The sequence below is a fragment of the Vibrio coralliilyticus ATCC BAA-450 genome (assembly GCF_000176135.1).
Classification (GTDB): Bacteria; Pseudomonadota; Gammaproteobacteria; order Enterobacterales; family Vibrionaceae; genus Vibrio; species Vibrio coralliilyticus.
Map to the genome: position 1 here is coordinate 589,015 of NZ_ACZN01000016.1, position 17,542 is coordinate 606,556.

General features: G+C 45.5%; 13 protein-coding genes. 10 read left to right on the top strand and 3 right to left on the bottom strand.

What is annotated here, in order from left to right; translation table 11 throughout:
* Positions 1-121: 121 nt before the first annotated feature.
* Complete coding sequence (locus tag VIC_RS13840; RefSeq protein ID WP_006960599.1) at positions 122-2,590, top strand: immunoglobulin-like domain-containing protein; 2,469 nt, start codon at positions 122-124, stop codon at positions 2,588-2,590.
* 91 nt (positions 2,591-2,681) lie between these two features.
* On the opposite strand, the gene VIC_RS13845 is transcribed toward VIC_RS13840, so the two are convergent.
* Positions 2,682-2,945, bottom strand: coding sequence for a DUF3012 domain-containing protein (locus tag VIC_RS13845; RefSeq protein WP_006960600.1), 264 nt, complete (start codon positions 2,943-2,945; stop codon positions 2,682-2,684).
* A 307-nt stretch (positions 2,946-3,252) separates the two neighbouring features.
* On the opposite strand from VIC_RS13845, the gene rbsD reads away from it, so the two are divergent.
* The 7 genes from rbsD to VIC_RS13880 all read left to right on the top strand — a co-directional run bounded on the left by rbsD (position 3,253) and on the right by VIC_RS13880 (position 10,909).
* Entirely contained in the window at positions 3,253-3,672 is a 420-nt protein-coding gene (rbsD, locus tag VIC_RS13850) for a D-ribose pyranase (RefSeq protein WP_006960601.1), read from the top strand.
* A 24-nt stretch (positions 3,673-3,696) separates the two neighbouring features.
* Complete coding sequence (gene rbsA / locus VIC_RS13855) at positions 3,697-5,202, top strand: ribose ABC transporter ATP-binding protein RbsA (protein WP_006960602.1); 1,506 nt, start codon at positions 3,697-3,699, stop codon at positions 5,200-5,202.
* Positions 5,199-6,182: a ribose ABC transporter permease gene (gene rbsC, locus VIC_RS13860; RefSeq protein ID WP_006960603.1), complete on the top strand. Its 984-nt coding sequence runs from the start codon at positions 5,199-5,201 to the stop codon at positions 6,180-6,182. Before rbsA ends, rbsC begins: the two co-directional genes overlap by 4 nt.
* Before the next feature lie 58 nt (positions 6,183-6,240).
* Positions 6,241-7,119 carry a ribose ABC transporter substrate-binding protein RbsB gene (gene rbsB / locus VIC_RS13865; protein WP_006960604.1) on the top strand — a complete coding sequence of 293 codons (879 nt, stop codon included), beginning with the start codon at positions 6,241-6,243 and terminating at the stop codon, positions 7,117-7,119.
* A gap of 136 nt (positions 7,120-7,255) precedes the next feature.
* Positions 7,256-8,176, top strand: a complete 921-nt coding sequence (rbsK, locus tag VIC_RS13870; protein WP_006960605.1) for a ribokinase — start codon at positions 7,256-7,258, stop codon at positions 8,174-8,176.
* A gap of 22 nt (positions 8,177-8,198) precedes the next feature.
* The gene (locus tag VIC_RS13875) at positions 8,199-9,203 is read left to right on the top strand and encodes a substrate-binding domain-containing protein (RefSeq protein ID WP_006960606.1); all 1,005 of its coding nucleotides are present in this window, start codon (positions 8,199-8,201) and stop codon (positions 9,201-9,203) included.
* Positions 9,204-9,361: 158 nt separating this feature from the next.
* Positions 9,362-10,909, top strand: coding sequence for a DUF3369 domain-containing protein (locus VIC_RS13880; RefSeq protein ID WP_006960607.1), 1,548 nt, complete (start codon positions 9,362-9,364; stop codon positions 10,907-10,909).
* Between the two features lie 10 nt (positions 10,910-10,919).
* On the opposite strand, the gene VIC_RS13885 is transcribed toward VIC_RS13880, so the two are convergent.
* Complete coding sequence (locus VIC_RS13885; protein ID WP_006960608.1) at positions 10,920-12,854, bottom strand: sensor histidine kinase; 1,935 nt, start codon at positions 12,852-12,854, stop codon at positions 10,920-10,922.
* Between the two features lie 127 nt (positions 12,855-12,981).
* Between VIC_RS13885 and VIC_RS13890 the strand changes: the two genes are divergently transcribed.
* Positions 12,982-13,950 (top strand): ABC transporter substrate-binding protein, encoded by a 969-nt coding sequence (locus VIC_RS13890; protein WP_006960609.1) that lies wholly within the window; start codon positions 12,982-12,984, stop codon positions 13,948-13,950.
* 60 nt (positions 13,951-14,010) lie between these two features.
* Here the strand turns inward: VIC_RS13890 and VIC_RS13895 are convergent, their stop codons facing one another.
* The gene (locus tag VIC_RS13895; protein ID WP_006960610.1) at positions 14,011-15,936 is read right to left on the bottom strand and encodes a DEAD/DEAH box helicase; all 1,926 of its coding nucleotides are present in this window, start codon (positions 15,934-15,936) and stop codon (positions 14,011-14,013) included.
* A 309-nt stretch (positions 15,937-16,245) separates the two neighbouring features.
* Here VIC_RS13895 and VIC_RS13900 point away from each other — a divergent pair, with 309 nt between their 5' ends.
* On the top strand, positions 16,246-17,403 hold the full coding sequence (locus VIC_RS13900; RefSeq protein WP_006960611.1) for a flavin monoamine oxidase family protein: 1,158 nt from the start codon (positions 16,246-16,248) through the stop codon (positions 17,401-17,403).
* The last annotated feature ends 139 nt before the right edge of the window (positions 17,404-17,542 follow it).

Here is a 17,542-nt window from a genome sequence, read left to right on the forward strand (position 1 = left end):
AAGCTAAAAAGAGTGCTCGAAGGTGTGAAACTTTGTTGTTTTTGTGGCTAACATAATTTTTGCGAACACGGTCTGTTGGCTGAATAAGCAGTGTGTATGTATCAACCACTCGAGGTTTATTATGAACAAGCGACAAAACAAAAAACTACTCGCTTTATCTATTGCAGTAGGGGCGACATTGTCTCCTATGTCAGCGTTAGCAAGTGCTCAAGCTGGTCAGGAAATGGTTAATCCCACTGGGATGATCTTAGAAGGCTATTGGCACAATTGGTGTAATGTTGGTGGCGGAGATGGGTATAGACAAGGCTCATCTGCATGTATCCAACTCAATGAGGTACCACGAGATTATAATGTCGTGATGGTTTCCTTCATGAAAGTGTTTGATGAAACAGAAGGACGTATACCAACATTTCGTTTAGACCCTGCTCTGGGGATGTCTGAACAAGATTTTATCAAGCAAATTGGTGAGTTAAATGCTCAGGGCCGCTCAGTGTTAATCTCTATGGGTGGCGCAAATGCGCACATCGCAATGCAATCAGGCGATGAGCAGCCTTTAGCTGAAGAAATCATTCGACTGACTGATCTCTATGGTTTTGACGGGTTGGATATCGATCTTGAACAATCAGCGATCAGAGAGAAAGACAACGAGCAAGTTATTGTTGATGCGCTTAAAATCGTCAAAGAGCATTACAGAAAGTCTGACAAGAATTTCATCATTGCTATGGCACCTGAGTTCCCCAATTTAAGGCACGCCGCAAATCAGTCTTATAAAGCTTACATAGAAAATTTAGAGGGCTATTACGACTGGATCAGTCCACAATTTTATAATCAAGCTGGCGATGGTGTGAATGGTGATTATAGCGGTGAAGCATGCAGTGGCTGGCTAGCTCAAAACAATGACGAGTGTAAGAAAGAGTTCATTTATTGGAGCTCATACAATGTTGCAAATGGTATCGACGGTTACGTGAAGATTCCGCACGATAAGCTTGTATATGGAGTTCCCGCTAACAATGATGCAGCTAACAATGGATTCGTAAAAGATCCTCAAGACCTATTTGATGCGTTTGCTCAGCTAGAGGCTGAAGGACTGGGTTTACGCGGTATTATGACTTGGTCAGTCAACTGGGATCTGGGAAAAGATTCAGCGGACAAACCCTATGACCAACAGTTTGTAAACACTTATGGCCCTTTCATTCATGGTGGCGATGTTGACATGCCGCCAGTGTTTTCTGGTACTCAAGATACTGAAATCTTTGTCAATACTGAGTTTGATGAAATGGCAGGTGTGACCGCATCGGATGAAGAAGATGGCGATCTAACCAGCAAAATCACTCATGAAGGGGAGGTGGATGAGTCCCGAAAAGGGGTTTATACCATTATCTACCGTGTGACGGATAGCGGTAACAATACCACAACTGATTCTCGCCTTGTAACGGTAAAAGATGATGATGGGACGATTGGGTCCAAACCTGAAATTCATGGAGTGGAAGACACAACATCTGTTCTTGGCCAGTTCTTCGATACCATGCTTGGGGTATCTGCGCTAGATAGTGAAGATGGCAACATCACTTCTCAGATAACGATCGAAGGTAATGTTGACACTGCCAATATTGGCGATAACACTTTGACTTATCGTGTGGAAGACAGCGATGGTAATGAAGCGGTTGAGGTGCGCAATGTCCAAGTCATTAACGAGGCACCAGTACTTCATGGTATCAGTGATGTATCAATTACTGTGGGCGATGAATTTGATGCATTGTATGGCGTCACCGCACATGACTCGACAGATGGTGATTTAACCAGCCGAATTCTAGTCGATGGTGAGGTAAACTCAACTGAACCTGGCCGTTATGCCTTGGTCTATTCTGTTTCTGACTTCAACGGAGCAACCACCATTGAAAACAGAAATGTGACAGTGAATGAAGCGTCGGTTTGTGTTATTCACGACTACCCAGACTGGCCTAGAAAGGACTGGGAAGGTGGCGAATATAATCACGCAGATAAGGGTGATTTAATGCGCTACGAAGGTGTGGTCTATGAAGCTCAATGGTACACCACAACAGTTCCTGGAAGTGATTCGAGCTGGATTGTGGCTGATGGTGATTGCCAAAGCGAAGGAAACCAAGCGCCAGACGCTATTATCAATGGCCCGGCAAGTGCCATTGTTGGTTCTTCTATCACTCTAGATGGTAGTCAGTCTGTGGATCATGATGGTTCTATTTCTAACTATCAGTGGAGCTGGAATGGGGTAGTGCTCAGTGAATCGAGTTCTTCGCTAAATGTGGATTTCACACAGGGGCATTTAGGACAAAATGTTTTCACTTTGGTCGTCGCGGACAACGAAGGCTTAACGGATTCAGTGGAACATACGGTGAATGTGACGTCTGATGATGGTGGGACTGATCCAGGTGTCTGTGAAGGCATTCCCGCTTACCAAACTTATGATCCTTCAACGGGAGAAGGCATTTACATGACGGGTGTTCAGGTTGCGCATAAAGGCGATAAGTATGAAGCGCTAACCGATAACTTGTATAACATAGAGCCGGGTACCGCAGATCATTGGTGGAAGCCTTTGGGGTCTTGCGAGTAGCAAAGTTTCTCGCGACGAAATAAAGGTTCATTTATTTAGCCACTAACAGGCAGGTTGAATTCCTCTTGTTAGTGGCTTTTTCGTTGAGTGACTAAAGAATGCAATGTTTGGCGTAGCTGGTGGCTTCGTTTGCTGTCCATTCGCCTTTCGGTTTATCAGCTAAGTCCTGGCACCAAGCTTCGCTACCGACCGTATTCTGAAATACACAGTGTTTGGCAAAGTCGAGCGCTCCCTGAGCATTCCATTCGCTCTTCGGTTTATCCTGCATGTTGTCACACCATTCCTGTGTGCCGATTTCTTCTTGGCATGCGCTCAGTGCTAACGCTGCGGCAAGAACGAAAACTATTCTTTTCATCGTTTCTCTCAGTTTTTTGTTTGCGCCACTATACCCAAATTTACGTCTCAAGTGTGTTATTTACGGCTGAATCAATCACCTGCTGCGTTAAAAAATGCATCAAATTTGGTGAATGATGTCACTGTTTGGGGCTGTTAAAATCATCAATTAAGGATCCGTTTCACACTCTAAAGATGAGTGACTCGCAAAACTGAAGTCAACGATTATGATTTCATCGAAACGTTTCGATGAGTTTTCTGTTAATAGCGGATGCAGTGCGAAATAGAAACTCAACGCAGTTTGAACGTGTAATCGATAGGTCGATGAAATGAAAAAAAGTACCCTGATAAACTCTGAACTTTCTTACCTCGTGGCGACACTAGGCCATACTGATGAAATCACGATATGTGATGCAGGCTTACCAATTCCCGAGCAGGTGCAACGTGTAGATCTTGCGTTGACTCACGGCGTGCCAAGCTTTTTGGAAACAGTGCGAGTGATTCTTTCAGAGTCGCAAATAGAAGGGGTGATCATCGCTGAAGAGTTTGCCTCCGTCAGTCCTGCACATCATGAGACTTTGATTGCTGAGCTGCGTGCTGAAGAAGCGCAGACAGGAAAATCTATTTCGGTGGTTTATGTACCACATGAAGAATTCAAAACGCGCACTCAGCAAAGCCGTGCCGTAGTGAGAACGGGTGAGTGTACGCCTTACGCCAATGTAATTTTTCAAGCTGGTGTTGTGTTTTAAGCCGTTTGAGACTGAGGACCAATTATGACTCAAGCTATTCTACAACTGAGTGAGATTGAGAAAGCTTTCCCCGGCGTTAAAGCCTTGGATAAAGCGAGCCTGAACGTTTATCCCGGTAAAGTGATGGCTTTGATGGGTGAAAACGGTGCGGGCAAATCAACGTTGATGAAAGTGTTGACGGGAATCTACAGCAAAGATTCGGGTAGCATTCATTACCAAGGCCAACCAGCAGCGTTCAAAGGCCCGCGTGATTCGCAGGAAGCGGGAATCAGCATTATTCACCAAGAGCTAAACCTGATCCCTGAACTCACGATTGCAGAAAATATCTTCCTTGGCCGAGAGTTTACAGGCGCGATGGGTCGAATTCAGTGGGACAAAATGTACGCTGAAGCGGACAAATTGTTAGCAAGACTGAACGTAAAGCATAGTGCTAAGCAACTGTTAGGCGAGCTCAGCCTCGGTGAACAGCAGATGGTTGAGATTGCTAAAGCACTGTCGTTTGAGTCGAAAGTTATCATTATGGATGAGCCGACCGATGCACTGACAGATACCGAAACCGAGTCTTTGTTTGCCGTGATTCGAGAATTACGTGAGCAGGGCTGCGGCATTGTTTATATCTCTCACCGTCTGAAAGAGATTTTTGAAATCTGCGATGACATTACGGTGCTTCGTGACGGAAAGTTCATTGGAGAGTGCGCTGTAGCGTCTACCGACGAAGATGGACTGATTGAGATGATGGTTGGCCGTAAGCTGGAAGAGCAATACCCACGCATTGACGTTCAACATGGCGACATTTGCCTTGAAGTGATTGGGTTGACAGGCTCTGGCGTTCACGACGTCAGCTTTAAACTCCAGCGCGGTGAGATACTCGGTGTCTCGGGTTTGATGGGCGCCGGTCGAACTGAATTGATGAAAGTCATCTATGGCGCTCTGCCTAGTGAGCGTGGCGTAATCAATCTGAATAACAAAACCATCAACCCTGTGAGCCCACAAGATGGTCTTGCAAACGGCATTGCTTACATCTCTGAAGACCGCAAGGGTGACGGCTTAGTCTTGGGCTTGTCAGTAAAAGAGAACATGTCGCTTTGCTCTCTGGATAAATTGACCAAAGGTGGTCGAATTCAGCATAGCGATGAAGTGGTTGCCGTCGAAGACTTTATCAAACTCTTCAACATCAAGACCCCAACTCGCGATCAGATCATTGGCAACCTATCTGGTGGTAACCAGCAGAAGGTGGCGATAGCTAAAGGTCTGATGACTAAACCTAAAGTACTGATCCTTGACGAGCCCACACGTGGTGTCGATGTCGGTGCAAAGAAAGAAATTTACCAGCTCATCAACAAATTCAAAGCCGATGGCATGAGTATCATTCTGGTCTCTTCAGAAATGCCGGAAGTGTTGGGAATGAGCGACCGTATCATTGTGATGCATGAAGGCCGCATTAGTGGTGAGTTTGATGCCAAAGACGCCGATCAGGAGAAGTTGTTGGCGTGTGCAGTAGGCAAAGAAATAAATGAGGAAGCAGCATGAGTACTAATACCATGAGCAAACCAAACGAAGCGGGCAGCAAGAAGCTGTTCAGCAAAGAGTGGCTGATTGAACAAAAGTCGCTCATCGCACTTATCTTCCTGATTGTTGTTGTATCGTTCCTTAACCCCAACTTTTTTACGGTCGATAACATTCTTAACATTCTGCGTCAGACCTCAGTAAACGCAATTATTGCGGTAGGTATGACCTTGGTTATCTTGACCGCAGGTATTGATCTGAGTGTCGGCTCGGTTCTGGCATTATGTGGTGCTTTTGCTGCCAGTTTAATCGCTTTGGAAGTGCCTGTATTGGTGGCGGTTCCAACGGCCTTGTTTGCCGGTGCAGCACTGGGTGCGATCAGCGGTATCATTATCGCCAAAGGCAAGGTACAAGCATTTATCGCAACACTGGTAACCATGACCTTGTTGCGTGGTGTCACTATGGTTTACACCGATGGTCGCCCAATTTCGACTGGCTTTACCGATACCGCTGATGCTTTCGCGTGGTTCGGTACAGGTTACGCTTTGGGAATTCCGGTTCCAGTTTGGTTGATGGTCATCGTTTTCGCTGCGGCTTGGTACCTACTTAACCACACGCGCTTTGGTCGCTATGTGTATGCATTAGGTGGTAACGAATCTGCGACACGCCTATCTGGCATCAACGTCGATCGCGTTAAGATTGGTGTCTACGCTATATGTGGCCTGCTGTCGGCACTGGCAGGCATCATTATCACATCTCGTCTTTCTTCTGCTCAGCCAACCGCTGGTATGGGCTATGAACTGGATGCCATAGCAGCCGTTGTACTCGGTGGTACTAGCTTAATGGGCGGTAAAGGTCGAATCATGGGCACATTAATCGGTGCACTCATCATCGGCTTCCTAAACAACGCTCTGAACTTGCTCGACGTTTCATCTTACTACCAGATGATTGCTAAAGCCGTAGTTATTTTGCTGGCTGTACTGGTCGACAACAAGAACAAGTAATTCATAAAAAGGCTTGGAGGTAAGTACTCCGAGCCACCCTACACAAGGACTAAACACAATGAAAAAACTCGCAACTCTTATCTCTGCTGCACTTCTTTCATCCACCGTCTCTATTTCAGCACAGGCGCAAGATACGGTGGCTATCGTACTGTCTACGCTGAACAATCCTTTCTTCGTTACGATGAAAGATGGCGCAGAAGCAAAAGCGAAAGAGCTGGGCTACGACCTGATTGTTCTGGACTCACAAAATGACCCAAGTAAAGAACTGTCTAACGTCGAAGACCTCACGGTTCGTGGCGTAAAGGCAATTCTGATCAACCCTACAGATTCTGATGCTGTTTCAAATGCTATTCGCATGGCAAACCGCTCTGACATTCCTGTACTGACTCTAGACCGTGGTGCGAGCCGTGGTGATGTTGTAAGCCATATCGCTTCAGATAACGTAGTCGGCGGTGAAATGGCGGGTCATTTCATCATGGAAAAAGTGGGTGAAAAAGCGAAAGTTATTCAGCTAGAAGGTATTGCGGGCACGTCGGCTGCACGTGAACGTGGCGAAGGTTTCATGAACGCAGTGAAGGGTAGTGAGATGGAACTACTGGCCAGCCAGCCAGCTGATTTCGACCGCACTAAAGGCCTAAACGTAATGGAAAACCTGCTAGCTGCAAATCCAAACGTACAGGCGGTATTTGCCCAAAATGATGAAATGGCGCTAGGCGCACTGCGTGCTGTACAGGCCTCTGGTAAAGACGTGATGATCGTTGGTTTCGATGGTACTGATGATGGTATCGCTGCAGTTAACCGCGGCAAACTGGCTGCGACAGTGGCTCAGCAGCCAGATCTTATCGGTTCATTAGGTATCGAAACTGCTGACAAAGTACTGAAAGGTGAGTCTGTTGAAGAGTACATCCCAGTACCTCTGAAAGTAATCACTAAGTAATGTGAATTTTGCCCTTCTCCTCATTTTAATCTGTCGTTTCGAGGAGGAGGGCAAATAAGCTTGCGCTTTTGCGAGAGCGCAAACTTATTACTCCCGTTCCAAATTAGTAAGGTTCAATTGAACCGAGGATAACCGTATGAATAAGTTAGTGGTATTAGGTAGTGTTAACGCTGACCATGTTCTCCAAGTGCCTTCTTTTCCTCGTCCAGGCGAGACGTTGCATGGTCGCAACTATCAAGTTATCCCAGGTGGTAAAGGGGCAAACCAAGCCGTAGCGGCGGCCCGATTAAACGCAGACACAGGATTCATCGCCTGCGTTGGTGATGATGCGTTTGGTATCAATATTCGTGAAAACTTCAAAATGGACAACATCAACATTGCTGGCGTCAAAATGCAGCCAAATTGTCCAACCGGAATTGCCATGATTCAGGTAGCTGAAAGCGGTGAGAACAGTATTTGTATCTCCGCGGAGGCGAATGCTAAGTTGACTGAAGACGCGATTGAGTTTGATTTAGAGCGAATTCGTCAGGCCAACTATCTGCTTATGCAGTTGGAAACGCCAATGTGTGGTATTGAAAAAGCCGCGCAAGTCGCGAAAGCGTCTAGAACCAACGTTATCCTTAATCCAGCGCCAGCGCGTGAGTTATCGGATGAGCTACTTTCTTGTATTGATGTGATTACCCCAAATGAGACCGAAGCAGAAGTACTTACTGGCGTGACGGTTACAGACAACGAGTCAGCCCAAGAAGCAGCAAATACGCTTCACCGTAAAGGTATTGAAATCGTATTGATTACGCTTGGGGCTAAAGGGGTATGGCTAAGTCAGAATGGACGTGGTGAACTAATCCCAGGCTTCAGAGTCGAAGCAACAGACACAACAGCTGCAGGCGATACCTTTAATGGGGCCTTGGTCACTGGTTTATTAGAAGATTTGCCTCTAGAATCTGCGATAAAGTTTGCTCACGCTGCCGCAGCCATTTCCGTAACACGCTTTGGCGCACAGACTTCAATCCCTAGTCGAGATGAAGTTGACGCTTTTCTGGAGCAACATAATTAGTCAAATATAAGGAGATAATTACATGGCTACAATGAAAGATATTGCCCGGCTCGCCGGTGTTTCCACTTCAACTGTCAGCCATGTCATTAATAAATCTCGTTATGTAAGTGAAGAAATTTCTGAGCGGGTAAACAAAGCCGCTCAGGAACTCAACTATACGCCTTCCGCGCTCGCCCGTAGCCTTAAAATTAATCGTACCAAAACCATTGGCATGTTAGTAACAACCTCTACAAACCCATTCTTTGGCGAAGTGGTTAAGGGGGTTGAACGCAGTTGCTATCAACAAGGTTATAACCTCATTCTTTGCAACACCGAAGGTGATAATGAGCGCATGCGTGAGTCAATTAACACCTTGTTGCAAAAACGCGTCGACGGTTTGATCCTCATGTGTTCTTCCTTGGAGGGCGAACGCATTGACGTGTTCGAGAAATACCCTGATATTCCGGTGGTTGTGATGGACTGGGGTCCGATGTTGTTCACCAGCGACAAGATTCAGGACAACTCACTGCGTGGTGGCTATATTGCAGCTAAGCATCTGATTGAATCAGGCCATAAGGACATCGGCTGTATTACTGGTCCGTTAGTGAAGCATCAGGCTCAGATGCGTTATGAAGGTTACAAACGCGCATTAATAGAAGCGGATTTAGAATTCAACCCAAATTGGATTATCGAATCTGACTTTGAATGTGAAGGCGGCTACGACGCTTTTAATAAGATGCACGCGAAAGGACCTCTGCCAAGTTCCATCTTTGTTTGTAACGATATGATGTCAATGGGCGTGATTAACGCCGCCAACGAAAAAGGTATTCGCGTACCTCAAGATTTATCGATCATCGGCTATGACGATATTCAAATCTCTAAATTCATGACTCCGGCACTAACAACAATCCATCAGCCCAAATACCGTTTAGGTAAGGCAGCAGTGGAAGCGTTGTTGAAAAAACTGGACGGTGGAGAGACGGAACCGCAAGTTGTCCAACTCGAGCCGACTTTAATCGAACGTAAAACGGTTCGTGCGCTCTCCTAGAACTATCGCAAGCCTTTAAGTTTCCACAGCTTTTTTAGTGCGAATTTTTAAATTAATTTTTGTGGACTAGAACTGCATATTGAGTGCCATTTACACTTTTTTTATAAGTTTGTGCTAAACCTTAAGTTAGAGAAATAGTATTAGGGGTTAGACAAGAAATGGAATTGTTTGCAGACCATCGACAGTCACAGCAACCTGCGACCAGTGAACAAGACTCAGCAGAGCGGTTGGCTTCCCCATGGAAAGTATTGTTGATTGATGACGATGAGCAAATGCATCAAGTCACTAAGCTGGCCCTTTCTGATTTTGAGTTTGAAGGTAGACATCTGGAACTGATATCCGCTTTTTCCGCAACGGAAGCTAAAGGTATTTTTCAGAATTCAGATGACATCGCTCTCGCGCTTGTTGATGTGGTTATGGAAACAGAGCACGCGGGTCTGGAGCTGGTTAAGTACGTCCGTGAAGAGCTTGGTAACAGCTTAGTCCGTCTCGTTCTGCGAACAGGGCAGGCGGGTCAGGCTCCAGAAGATACCGTCATTCGCGAATATGAAATCGATGACTACAAAGAAAAAACTGAACTAACTACGCAAAAACTCAAAACCCTACTTTATTCTATGCTTCGTTCCTATCGCGACCTTTGCTTGATTGAGCAACAAAAGAAGGGACTTAGTAAAGTGATTGAAGCTTCGGCGTATGTTCAAAACACCACCACTCTTCAGACCTATGCTACCTCCGTGCTAGAGCAATTGACTTCCCTGCTTAAGCTGGATCAGTCCGCTTTATACTGCATTGTTCAACCTCGACCAAATGGCGAAGAGTCGCGCGCCTTAACGCTTGCTGCGACTGGTGATTTTGTTGATTTCTATAGTGAGTGTGCTTTTGAAAAGCTACCCGTAGAGGTGTCTGAGCGTTGTAAGCGTGTATTTGAAGCGCAAAAGTCAGAGAAGTTTGGTGATGCCTACGTGTTGTATACGCATGATGAACAAGGCGTAGACTGTATTTTATATGTGAATGTTAAGCGTGAGCTTACAGAATTGGACATGCAGTTGCTTGAGATTTACATGCAGAACATAGGTTTAACCTTTGAAAATCTCAGCCTAATGCTGGATATTCGCGAAACTTCTAAAGAGTTGGTTTACACCCTTGCTAATGCAGTGGAAGCGCGGAGTAAAGAAACAGGTGCTCATGTTCAACGAGTCTCTTTATTCTGTGAAAAACTGGCTCTACTGTATGGTTTAAGTGAATCAGATGCATCTGTCATCAAGCACGCTTCACCATTACATGATGTAGGTAAGGTCGCGGTACCTGATTCGATCCTTCACAAACCCGGTAAGCTCAATGCGGAAGAGTGGGAGATCATGAAGAGACACGTTGATTATGGCGTGGATATTCTCAGCAAATCTAAGCGTCGCTTGATTACTGTTGCTAAGGAAATTGCCGGTTATCACCATGAAAAGTGGGACGGGACAGGCTATCCGAATGGTTTATCTGGCCTAGATATACCCGTAACGGGTCGTATTACCGCTTTAGCCGATGTGTTTGATGCACTAGGGGCAAAACGCAGCTACAAAGAGCCTTGGAGTGATGAAGACATTATGTTAGAGCTGGTTGCCCAAAAAGGTAAGCATTTCGAACCTGAATTGGTTGAGCTGCTCATCTTACATTGGGATGAGTTTATTGAAATTCGCAATTCCCTACCAGATTAATTTTCTAACGTTAGTGTTCATCTTCCATCGGTAAATTTTCTGGAAGTGTGAGTTTAAAATACACCCCTTCACCTGGTTGAGAGTTGAATTCCAGCTCTCCTTGGAGCTTTTGCTTCACTAGGTTAAACACCAAGTTAAGCCCCAATCCAGAGCCACCCAACCCGCGTTTACTAGTGTAGAAAGGTTCAAAAATCTTCTGATGCAATGAGGCGTCCACGCCACTGCCGTTATCGCGGTACTCAACGATTATTGATTCATCTACTTGGTAGAATGAGATAGTGATTTCCGCTTGAGGTTGGTTATCAAAGGCGTGGTTGATACTGTTCATAACGAGGTTAGAGATAATTTGAGTTAGCACACCTGGTAAGCTGTTCATCAAAATAGTCCGGTCACCCGTTAATCTAGGTTCAACGGGGATCTTACGAGTTTCAGGATGCAAGCTAGCTAACAGTGCCTCCAATACTTGCATAACGTTGAATTGAGAACGAGCTTCGGATACCTGATCGACGGCGGTTTGTTTGAAATCCTTCACCAATTTTGCTGCACGGCTGAGGTTATGTTCGAGCATTTGGCTGCTGTCAGACATGCGTTTCATCAGTGTCTCAAATTGTGTACTGGTTAGAGTCTGAGCTGCGAAGGCTGCGTTGAGTTCGCTGGTTACATCTCTTATTACTGAAGTTGCGGTTACGGCGATACCTAATGGTGTGTTAACTTCATGAGCAACACCTGCCACCAAACCGCCTAAGGCCGCGAGTTTTTCTGACTCAACCAACTTGTCCTGAGTTTCTTGAAGTTGTTCCATACTTTGCTTTAGGTCGAGTGTTCTTGAAGCGACCATGCGTTCCAGATTTTGGTTCAGTTCTTCAAGCTCAATTTGTGTCAGCTTCAGTTCAGTAATATTGATGGCCGTGCCTCTAAAGCCCAAAAACTGGCTATTTTCATAACGCGCTTTAGCTTGGAACAAAAGATGTAGGGTGATGCTGTTGATGGTGACACTTTCTTCGACTTGCGTGAAATCATTCCGCCTAGCAATTGCCTGATGCAGGCCTGTCGAGTCATGCAAATCTTCTATGTCAGAAAAGCTGAGGCCATTAACCGCAGCTAGGCCAAGCGTTTCTTTCATTGGTTCTGAGCAATAAATAAGCTGACCAAGATCATTGGTTTCCCACAACCAATCCGACGACACATGCGTGAAGTCCGCCAAACGTTCTTGCTCGCTTTTAATACTGTTGTAGAGCAGAGTAATGTTGTTACTGATCTTATTAGCGCCTTCTCCCAGCCAGTCCAGCTCGTCATTTTTTTCTGTGATCCAACGAGTATGCTCCAAAACCAATGGGGGACTCGGATGACGCGGATTAAATGCTCTCAAATACTGCGCAATCTGGAAGACACGACGATTAACACTAGCGTGAAAAATAAACAGCATCACTGAACAAACGAGTAGCGTTTTAAAAGCATTGAGAAGAAGTGTGGAAATAAACTGTTGAATCAGATAGTCATAGATTTCCTGTGCGTTTGATTCGACATAAATTGAACCAATATCTTCAGTATGACCATCTTCAGGATCGCGATAGGTGAGTAAATAAGTAGCTTTGACGACATTGCCTTTAACTTCTTTTCCTGAGTTGAAGGTGTAATTTCCAGAATGGACTTCAAGGTAGTCAATTTTAGGAAGGTTGACTAATCCATCGAGTCTTTCCTGAAGGACGACTAAATCGAAAGACCAAAGGGAAGAGGCCAACAAACTGGCATGCACGTCGCGTATCTCAATGTGTCTTTGGTCGACATCACTAAACTCTTTTTCATAGTCCCAAGATAGCTGCAACAAAGTGGTAAGCAGTGTTACTACACTACTCAATGTCACCATGAGTAGGATGATGCGGCGACCAATTCGGCTATACAAAGGGTTATTTATGCTTTCTTCTACTTTTTTGCTGCGGCTCATAGGACTCTAAAGTCGTGTTTTTACTTGAGTATAGCCTGCACTGATTAACTTTTATAACGACCTATTCATACCAAAGATAGTTTTCAATCCTAAACTAAAGTATGAAATGTGATTTTAAGGGGGTTCTATGAGAGTGCTGACGTTTTTGTTGCTACTGCATTGCAGTTTTGCCCAAGCGGAGAAAGTGCTACTTATAGAGAGCTATCATGCTGAGTATCCTTGGGATGCGAGCTACGTGAAAGGGATTGAGGAAGTACTGACTAGCACAGCGCAGCTATTTCGATTTCAAATGGACACCAAACGTCTCCCTAAAGATCAATTTGAATCAAAAGCTGATGAAGCTCTGTCGTACTATTACAGTTTGCAGCCTGACGTTGTGGTCTTAGGTGACGATAACGCGTTGAGTTACATGTTACCTAGACTATATAAAGAGCCCATTTCTATTGTGTTTTTAGGGGTTAACTCCAACCCCCGTTACCTTCTGTACCAATATCGAGGCGAAGCCAAGATTACTGGCGTGTTAGAGCTCCCGCTTTATATTAAAAGTCTTGGTGATCTTAGTTTCATCCATCCCGAGCGATATTTTAAAGTCCGTGTGATGTTTGACTCAGGGGTGACTTCTAAAATTGCGGCTAAGCACATTCAACGGCAGTACGAGATGATCAAAGATAATCTCGGTATAGAAACGGAAATTTTATTATTGTCGACTCGGAGTGAATGGGAAGCGGCAATTATGGGTGCTGAAGCTGACGGTGTGGCCTTCATTATCATTGGTTTATACCATACCTTGATTGACGAAGGGGGTGAGAGTGTGCCTTCTGATCTGGTGTTGCAGTGGACTAATGAGCATTCAACGATTCCATTATTTTCTTTCTGGGATTTTTCAGTCGGCGCTGGGAAAACAAGCGGTGGAGTTGTCTTATTTGGAGAAAGCCAAGGTAAACAGGCGGGCACTCTGATCAATCGGATATTAGCTGGTGAAAGAGCCGATCAAATTCCGATCACTATTGGTGAGCAGGGTCGAGCTATTTATTCGACAACAGAGATGCATCGCTGGGGATTAAAGCCTCCTTCTCATTGGCTACCTATTGATTAACACAGGATAACAAAAAGCCCCACGAGCTTGCGCTGGTGGGGCTTCTAGAATGCTAGCTAATTAAGCTTCGCTGCGACGGTCACGGCCATGACCACGTTCGCCACGGTAGTTACCACGGTGATCGCCACCACGGTTACGATCAAAGCGACGTTCGCCATCACGACGGCCACCTTCGCGTCCACCACGACCGCCTTCACGGTTACCACGGTAGCCGCCTTCGCGATTGCCGTCACGGTTACCACGGTAACCACCGTCACGACGACCACCACCATCGCGACCACCACGACCACCATCACGACCGCCGCCACGACGTGGTTCACGGAAATCGTTGAAGTCACATACTACGGCATCTACTTGTTTCTGGCGGATGCGTAGTTTGCGTAGTTTGCTAGCAGTTTCAGAAGACATTGCTTTTGGTAGCTGAACGTAAGTCTCGCCTTGTGCTAGTTTAATCGCACCGATTGAACCTTTAACTAGGCCAAGCTCGTTTGCCAATGCACCAACGATATCTTTAACCTGAACGCCTTGCTCACGACCAACCTGAAGCTGGTAAGTATCCCAGTCTTGGTTGTTGAAGTTACGGTCACGACCACGACCATCACGGCCACCTTCGCGACGCTCTTTACGACGTTGCTTGTCACGCTCAATCGCTTCAATCATTGGGTCTTCGCCAATGTAGAATAGAGGGCGTTTGCCTTGCTGGCGCTTCAGTAGGATTGCTGCAAGCGTTGCTGCGTCAATCTCTAGTGCGTCTTGTAGCTTCTCTACAAGCTCACCGAATTTCTCAAGAGATTTGTGTTCTTTCTCTTGCTCTAGCTCAGCACCAAGTTTAACTAGACGAGCTTCTGCAACCTTGTCACGTAGTGGAAGTTGAATCTCTTCCATTGAAGACTTAGTCACGCGCTCGATAGTGCGAAGCATACGAATTTGGTTAGTGCGAACTAGAAGGATCGCTTTACCTTTACGTCCAGCACGACCTGTACGGCCGATACGGTGGATGTAAGACTCAACATCGAATGGGATGTCGTAGTTAAATACGTGTGTGATACGAGGAACGTCAAGGCCACGTGCTACAACGTCAGTTGCTACTAGGATGTCGATAACACCTTGTTTGATGTGATCAACAGTACGCTCACGTAGAGACTGAGGAATGTCACCGTGTAGTGCAGACGCTTTGAAGCCGCGAGCACATAGCCAATCAGCAAGACGCTCAGTATCTTGACGAGTACGTACGAATACGATTGATGCATCAGTCTCTTCTGTTTCTAGAAGACGAGACATTGCTTCGTCTTTCTCTACACCTTTAACAACCCAGAACTGCTGCTCTACTTTGTCTACAGTGTGGTTTTTACCTGCAACGTCGATAGTGATAGGATCACGTAGGAAGCGCTCAACAATGTTTTTAAGCATTGGAGGCATAGTTGCAGAGAAAAGTACACGTTGTGCTGATTCAGGAGCGTGCTCCATGATCTCAGTTACGTCGTCGACGAAGCCCATGTTTAGCATCTCATCCGCTTCATCAAGAACGAATGTGTGTACTTCGTCTAGGTGCAGACGTTCACGGTTGATAAGGTCTTGAACACGACCTGGTGTACCAACAACAATGTGAGCACCGTTCTTAAGTGCACGCATTTGGTCAACGATTGATGCACCACCGTAGATTTCAAGCACTTTAAGGCCAGAAATGTTTTGACCAAGGTTCTTTATTTCAGCAGCAACCTGAATCGCTAGCTCACGAGTCGGCGCTAGAACGATGGCTTGTGGTTTACGCTGAGAAAGCTCAAGCTTGTTCAGAAGTGGTAGAGAGAAAGCTGCCGTTTTACCGGTACCAGTTTGAGCTTTACCTAGTGCGTCAGTACCTTCCATCAGGTGTGGGATAGCCGCTGCCTGAATTGGAGTTGGTGAAACGAAACCCATTCCGTCAAGTGCAGAAAGGATAGAGTCGTTAAGCGCTAAGTCGCTAAACTGAATTACAGAATCTGTCATTGGGATCCTACTAAATTAATGTCAACAAAAGGTCCCACGAGCTCTACCAATTCCATTACCAATCCAGTTCTTTGCTGAATCCGTTCAGATGCGGATAAGTCGTAAATCGCATCAAGCCGCTAGGGACATATCTAAGGGGGCGGAATTATTCCCTAAATGCACAAAAAAAGCCAGAAAAAATTGAAATACATCACATATTTTTCTCACTATTGATTAAAGCGAGTATTCAATGACCAAAAATAGTGAATATATGAATCTATTAGCGCGCAAAATAGTCGTTATTAACTTTCGAAACGGATAGGTAAATCAATGGATAGGAGAAGCTTTACTAAACTTTGCGGTTTGCTCGGCATTAGCGCTGCATTCCCGTTAAATGCAGCGCTCAAGTTACAACTAAAAAACAAAAGGGTAGGTATCATTGGGGCTGGTGCTGCTGGAATGTGTACTGGTTATCTGCTCAAGGAGCTTGGTGTTGAATATACCTTATTCGAAGCTTCATCAAGAATTGGCGGACGAATCAAAGAAGAAAACACATTCGCTGACTTTCCCTTATCATTGGGCGCAGAATGGCTGCATGTCGCGCCAAGTGAACTCGACCGTATCGCTCAAAAGCCAGCTAATGTTCGGCTTAGCCCATATCCAAAAACGGCCAAAGTTGCTTATTTTGAAGATGGAAACCTCTATGAGGGCGAAATCGGAGACTATCAGGATGCAAGATTTACCAACAGCAGTTGGCTTGGCTTCTTTGAGCAGTATCTATTACCAGAAATTAAATCTAATCTACTCTTCGACACTGAGATTACTCAAGTAAACTATGCTGACGCGGGCGTAGTGCTGACCGATAGCCTACAGAAGCATTACAACTTTGATGTTGTTGTCGTCACTGTTCCACTCCCAATCCTTCGCAATGAACGCCTTCGCTTTCTCCCCCCACTTCCAGATTACAAGCGAGATGCGATCAATCAAGCTGCGTTCTGGGGAGGAATTAAGGTGTTTATTGAATTTAAGAACCACTTCTATCCGACGTTTTTGACCTTTCTCGATAGCGAGACTGATGAAGGCCAGTATCTTTATTACGATGCTGCTTATGGCCACAAGAGCTCTAAGCACGTGATGGGCTTGTTTGCCGTTGGAGAGCATGCACGTCGCTATCAAAGTCTCAATGACGTTGATCTGATCAATCAAATCCTTTCCGAATTGACCCCTGTTTATGGTGAGCAAGTTCGCAATGGTTATGTGAAGCACACAGTTCAAAATTGGAATGAGGAACCTTTTGTGATGGGTGCGTACCTTGCCGACAGCGCATCGTATCGCGGTCCGTCAAAATTGTTTAAACCTGTGAAGGATAAAGTGTTCTTTGCCGGTGAAGCCTACCACACCGATGAAGAGGATTGGGGCGGGGTACACAATGCTGCGCGGGCGGCGCGAAATGTGGTGGAGATGCTCACTCACCATAAGTTTAATTAACGGCGTTTTCTATGGCGATATTTCAAAGCGTTGTGATTGCGGTTTTAGTATGAACAATCGATGATAAAAAGCTTCTACAATATACATTCAGTACATTACCTAGTACCATGTGGCGCAATAGATTGACTCCCAAAAATGG

Bases quoted from the DNA above. Each gene is read 5' to 3' on its own strand.
- VIC_RS13875 (WP_006960606.1), top strand. From the start codon at position 8,199: ATGGCTACAATGAAAGATATTGCCCGGCTCGCCGGTGTTTCCACTTCA.
- rbsC (WP_006960603.1), top strand. From the start codon at position 5,199: ATGAGTACTAATACCATGAGCAAACCAAACGAAGCGGGCAGCAAGAAG.
- VIC_RS13890 (WP_006960609.1), top strand. From the start codon at position 12,982: ATGAGAGTGCTGACGTTTTTGTTGCTACTGCATTGCAGTTTTGCCCAA.
- rbsD (WP_006960601.1), top strand. From the start codon at position 3,253: ATGAAAAAAAGTACCCTGATAAACTCTGAACTTTCTTACCTCGTGGCG.
- VIC_RS13885 (WP_006960608.1), bottom strand. From the start codon at position 12,854: ATGAGCCGCAGCAAAAAAGTAGAAGAAAGCATAAATAACCCTTTGTAT.
- VIC_RS13880 (WP_006960607.1), top strand. From the start codon at position 9,362: ATGGAATTGTTTGCAGACCATCGACAGTCACAGCAACCTGCGACCAGT.
- VIC_RS13840 (WP_006960599.1), top strand. From the start codon at position 122: ATGAACAAGCGACAAAACAAAAAACTACTCGCTTTATCTATTGCAGTA.
- VIC_RS13895 (WP_006960610.1), bottom strand. From the start codon at position 15,936: ATGACAGATTCTGTAATTCAGTTTAGCGACTTAGCGCTTAACGACTCT.
- rbsB (WP_006960604.1), top strand. From the start codon at position 6,241: ATGAAAAAACTCGCAACTCTTATCTCTGCTGCACTTCTTTCATCCACC.
- VIC_RS13845 (WP_006960600.1), bottom strand. From the start codon at position 2,945: ATGAAAAGAATAGTTTTCGTTCTTGCCGCAGCGTTAGCACTGAGCGCA.
- VIC_RS13900 (WP_006960611.1), top strand. From the start codon at position 16,246: ATGGATAGGAGAAGCTTTACTAAACTTTGCGGTTTGCTCGGCATTAGC.
- rbsK (WP_006960605.1), top strand. From the start codon at position 7,256: ATGAATAAGTTAGTGGTATTAGGTAGTGTTAACGCTGACCATGTTCTC.
- rbsA (WP_006960602.1), top strand. From the start codon at position 3,697: ATGACTCAAGCTATTCTACAACTGAGTGAGATTGAGAAAGCTTTCCCC.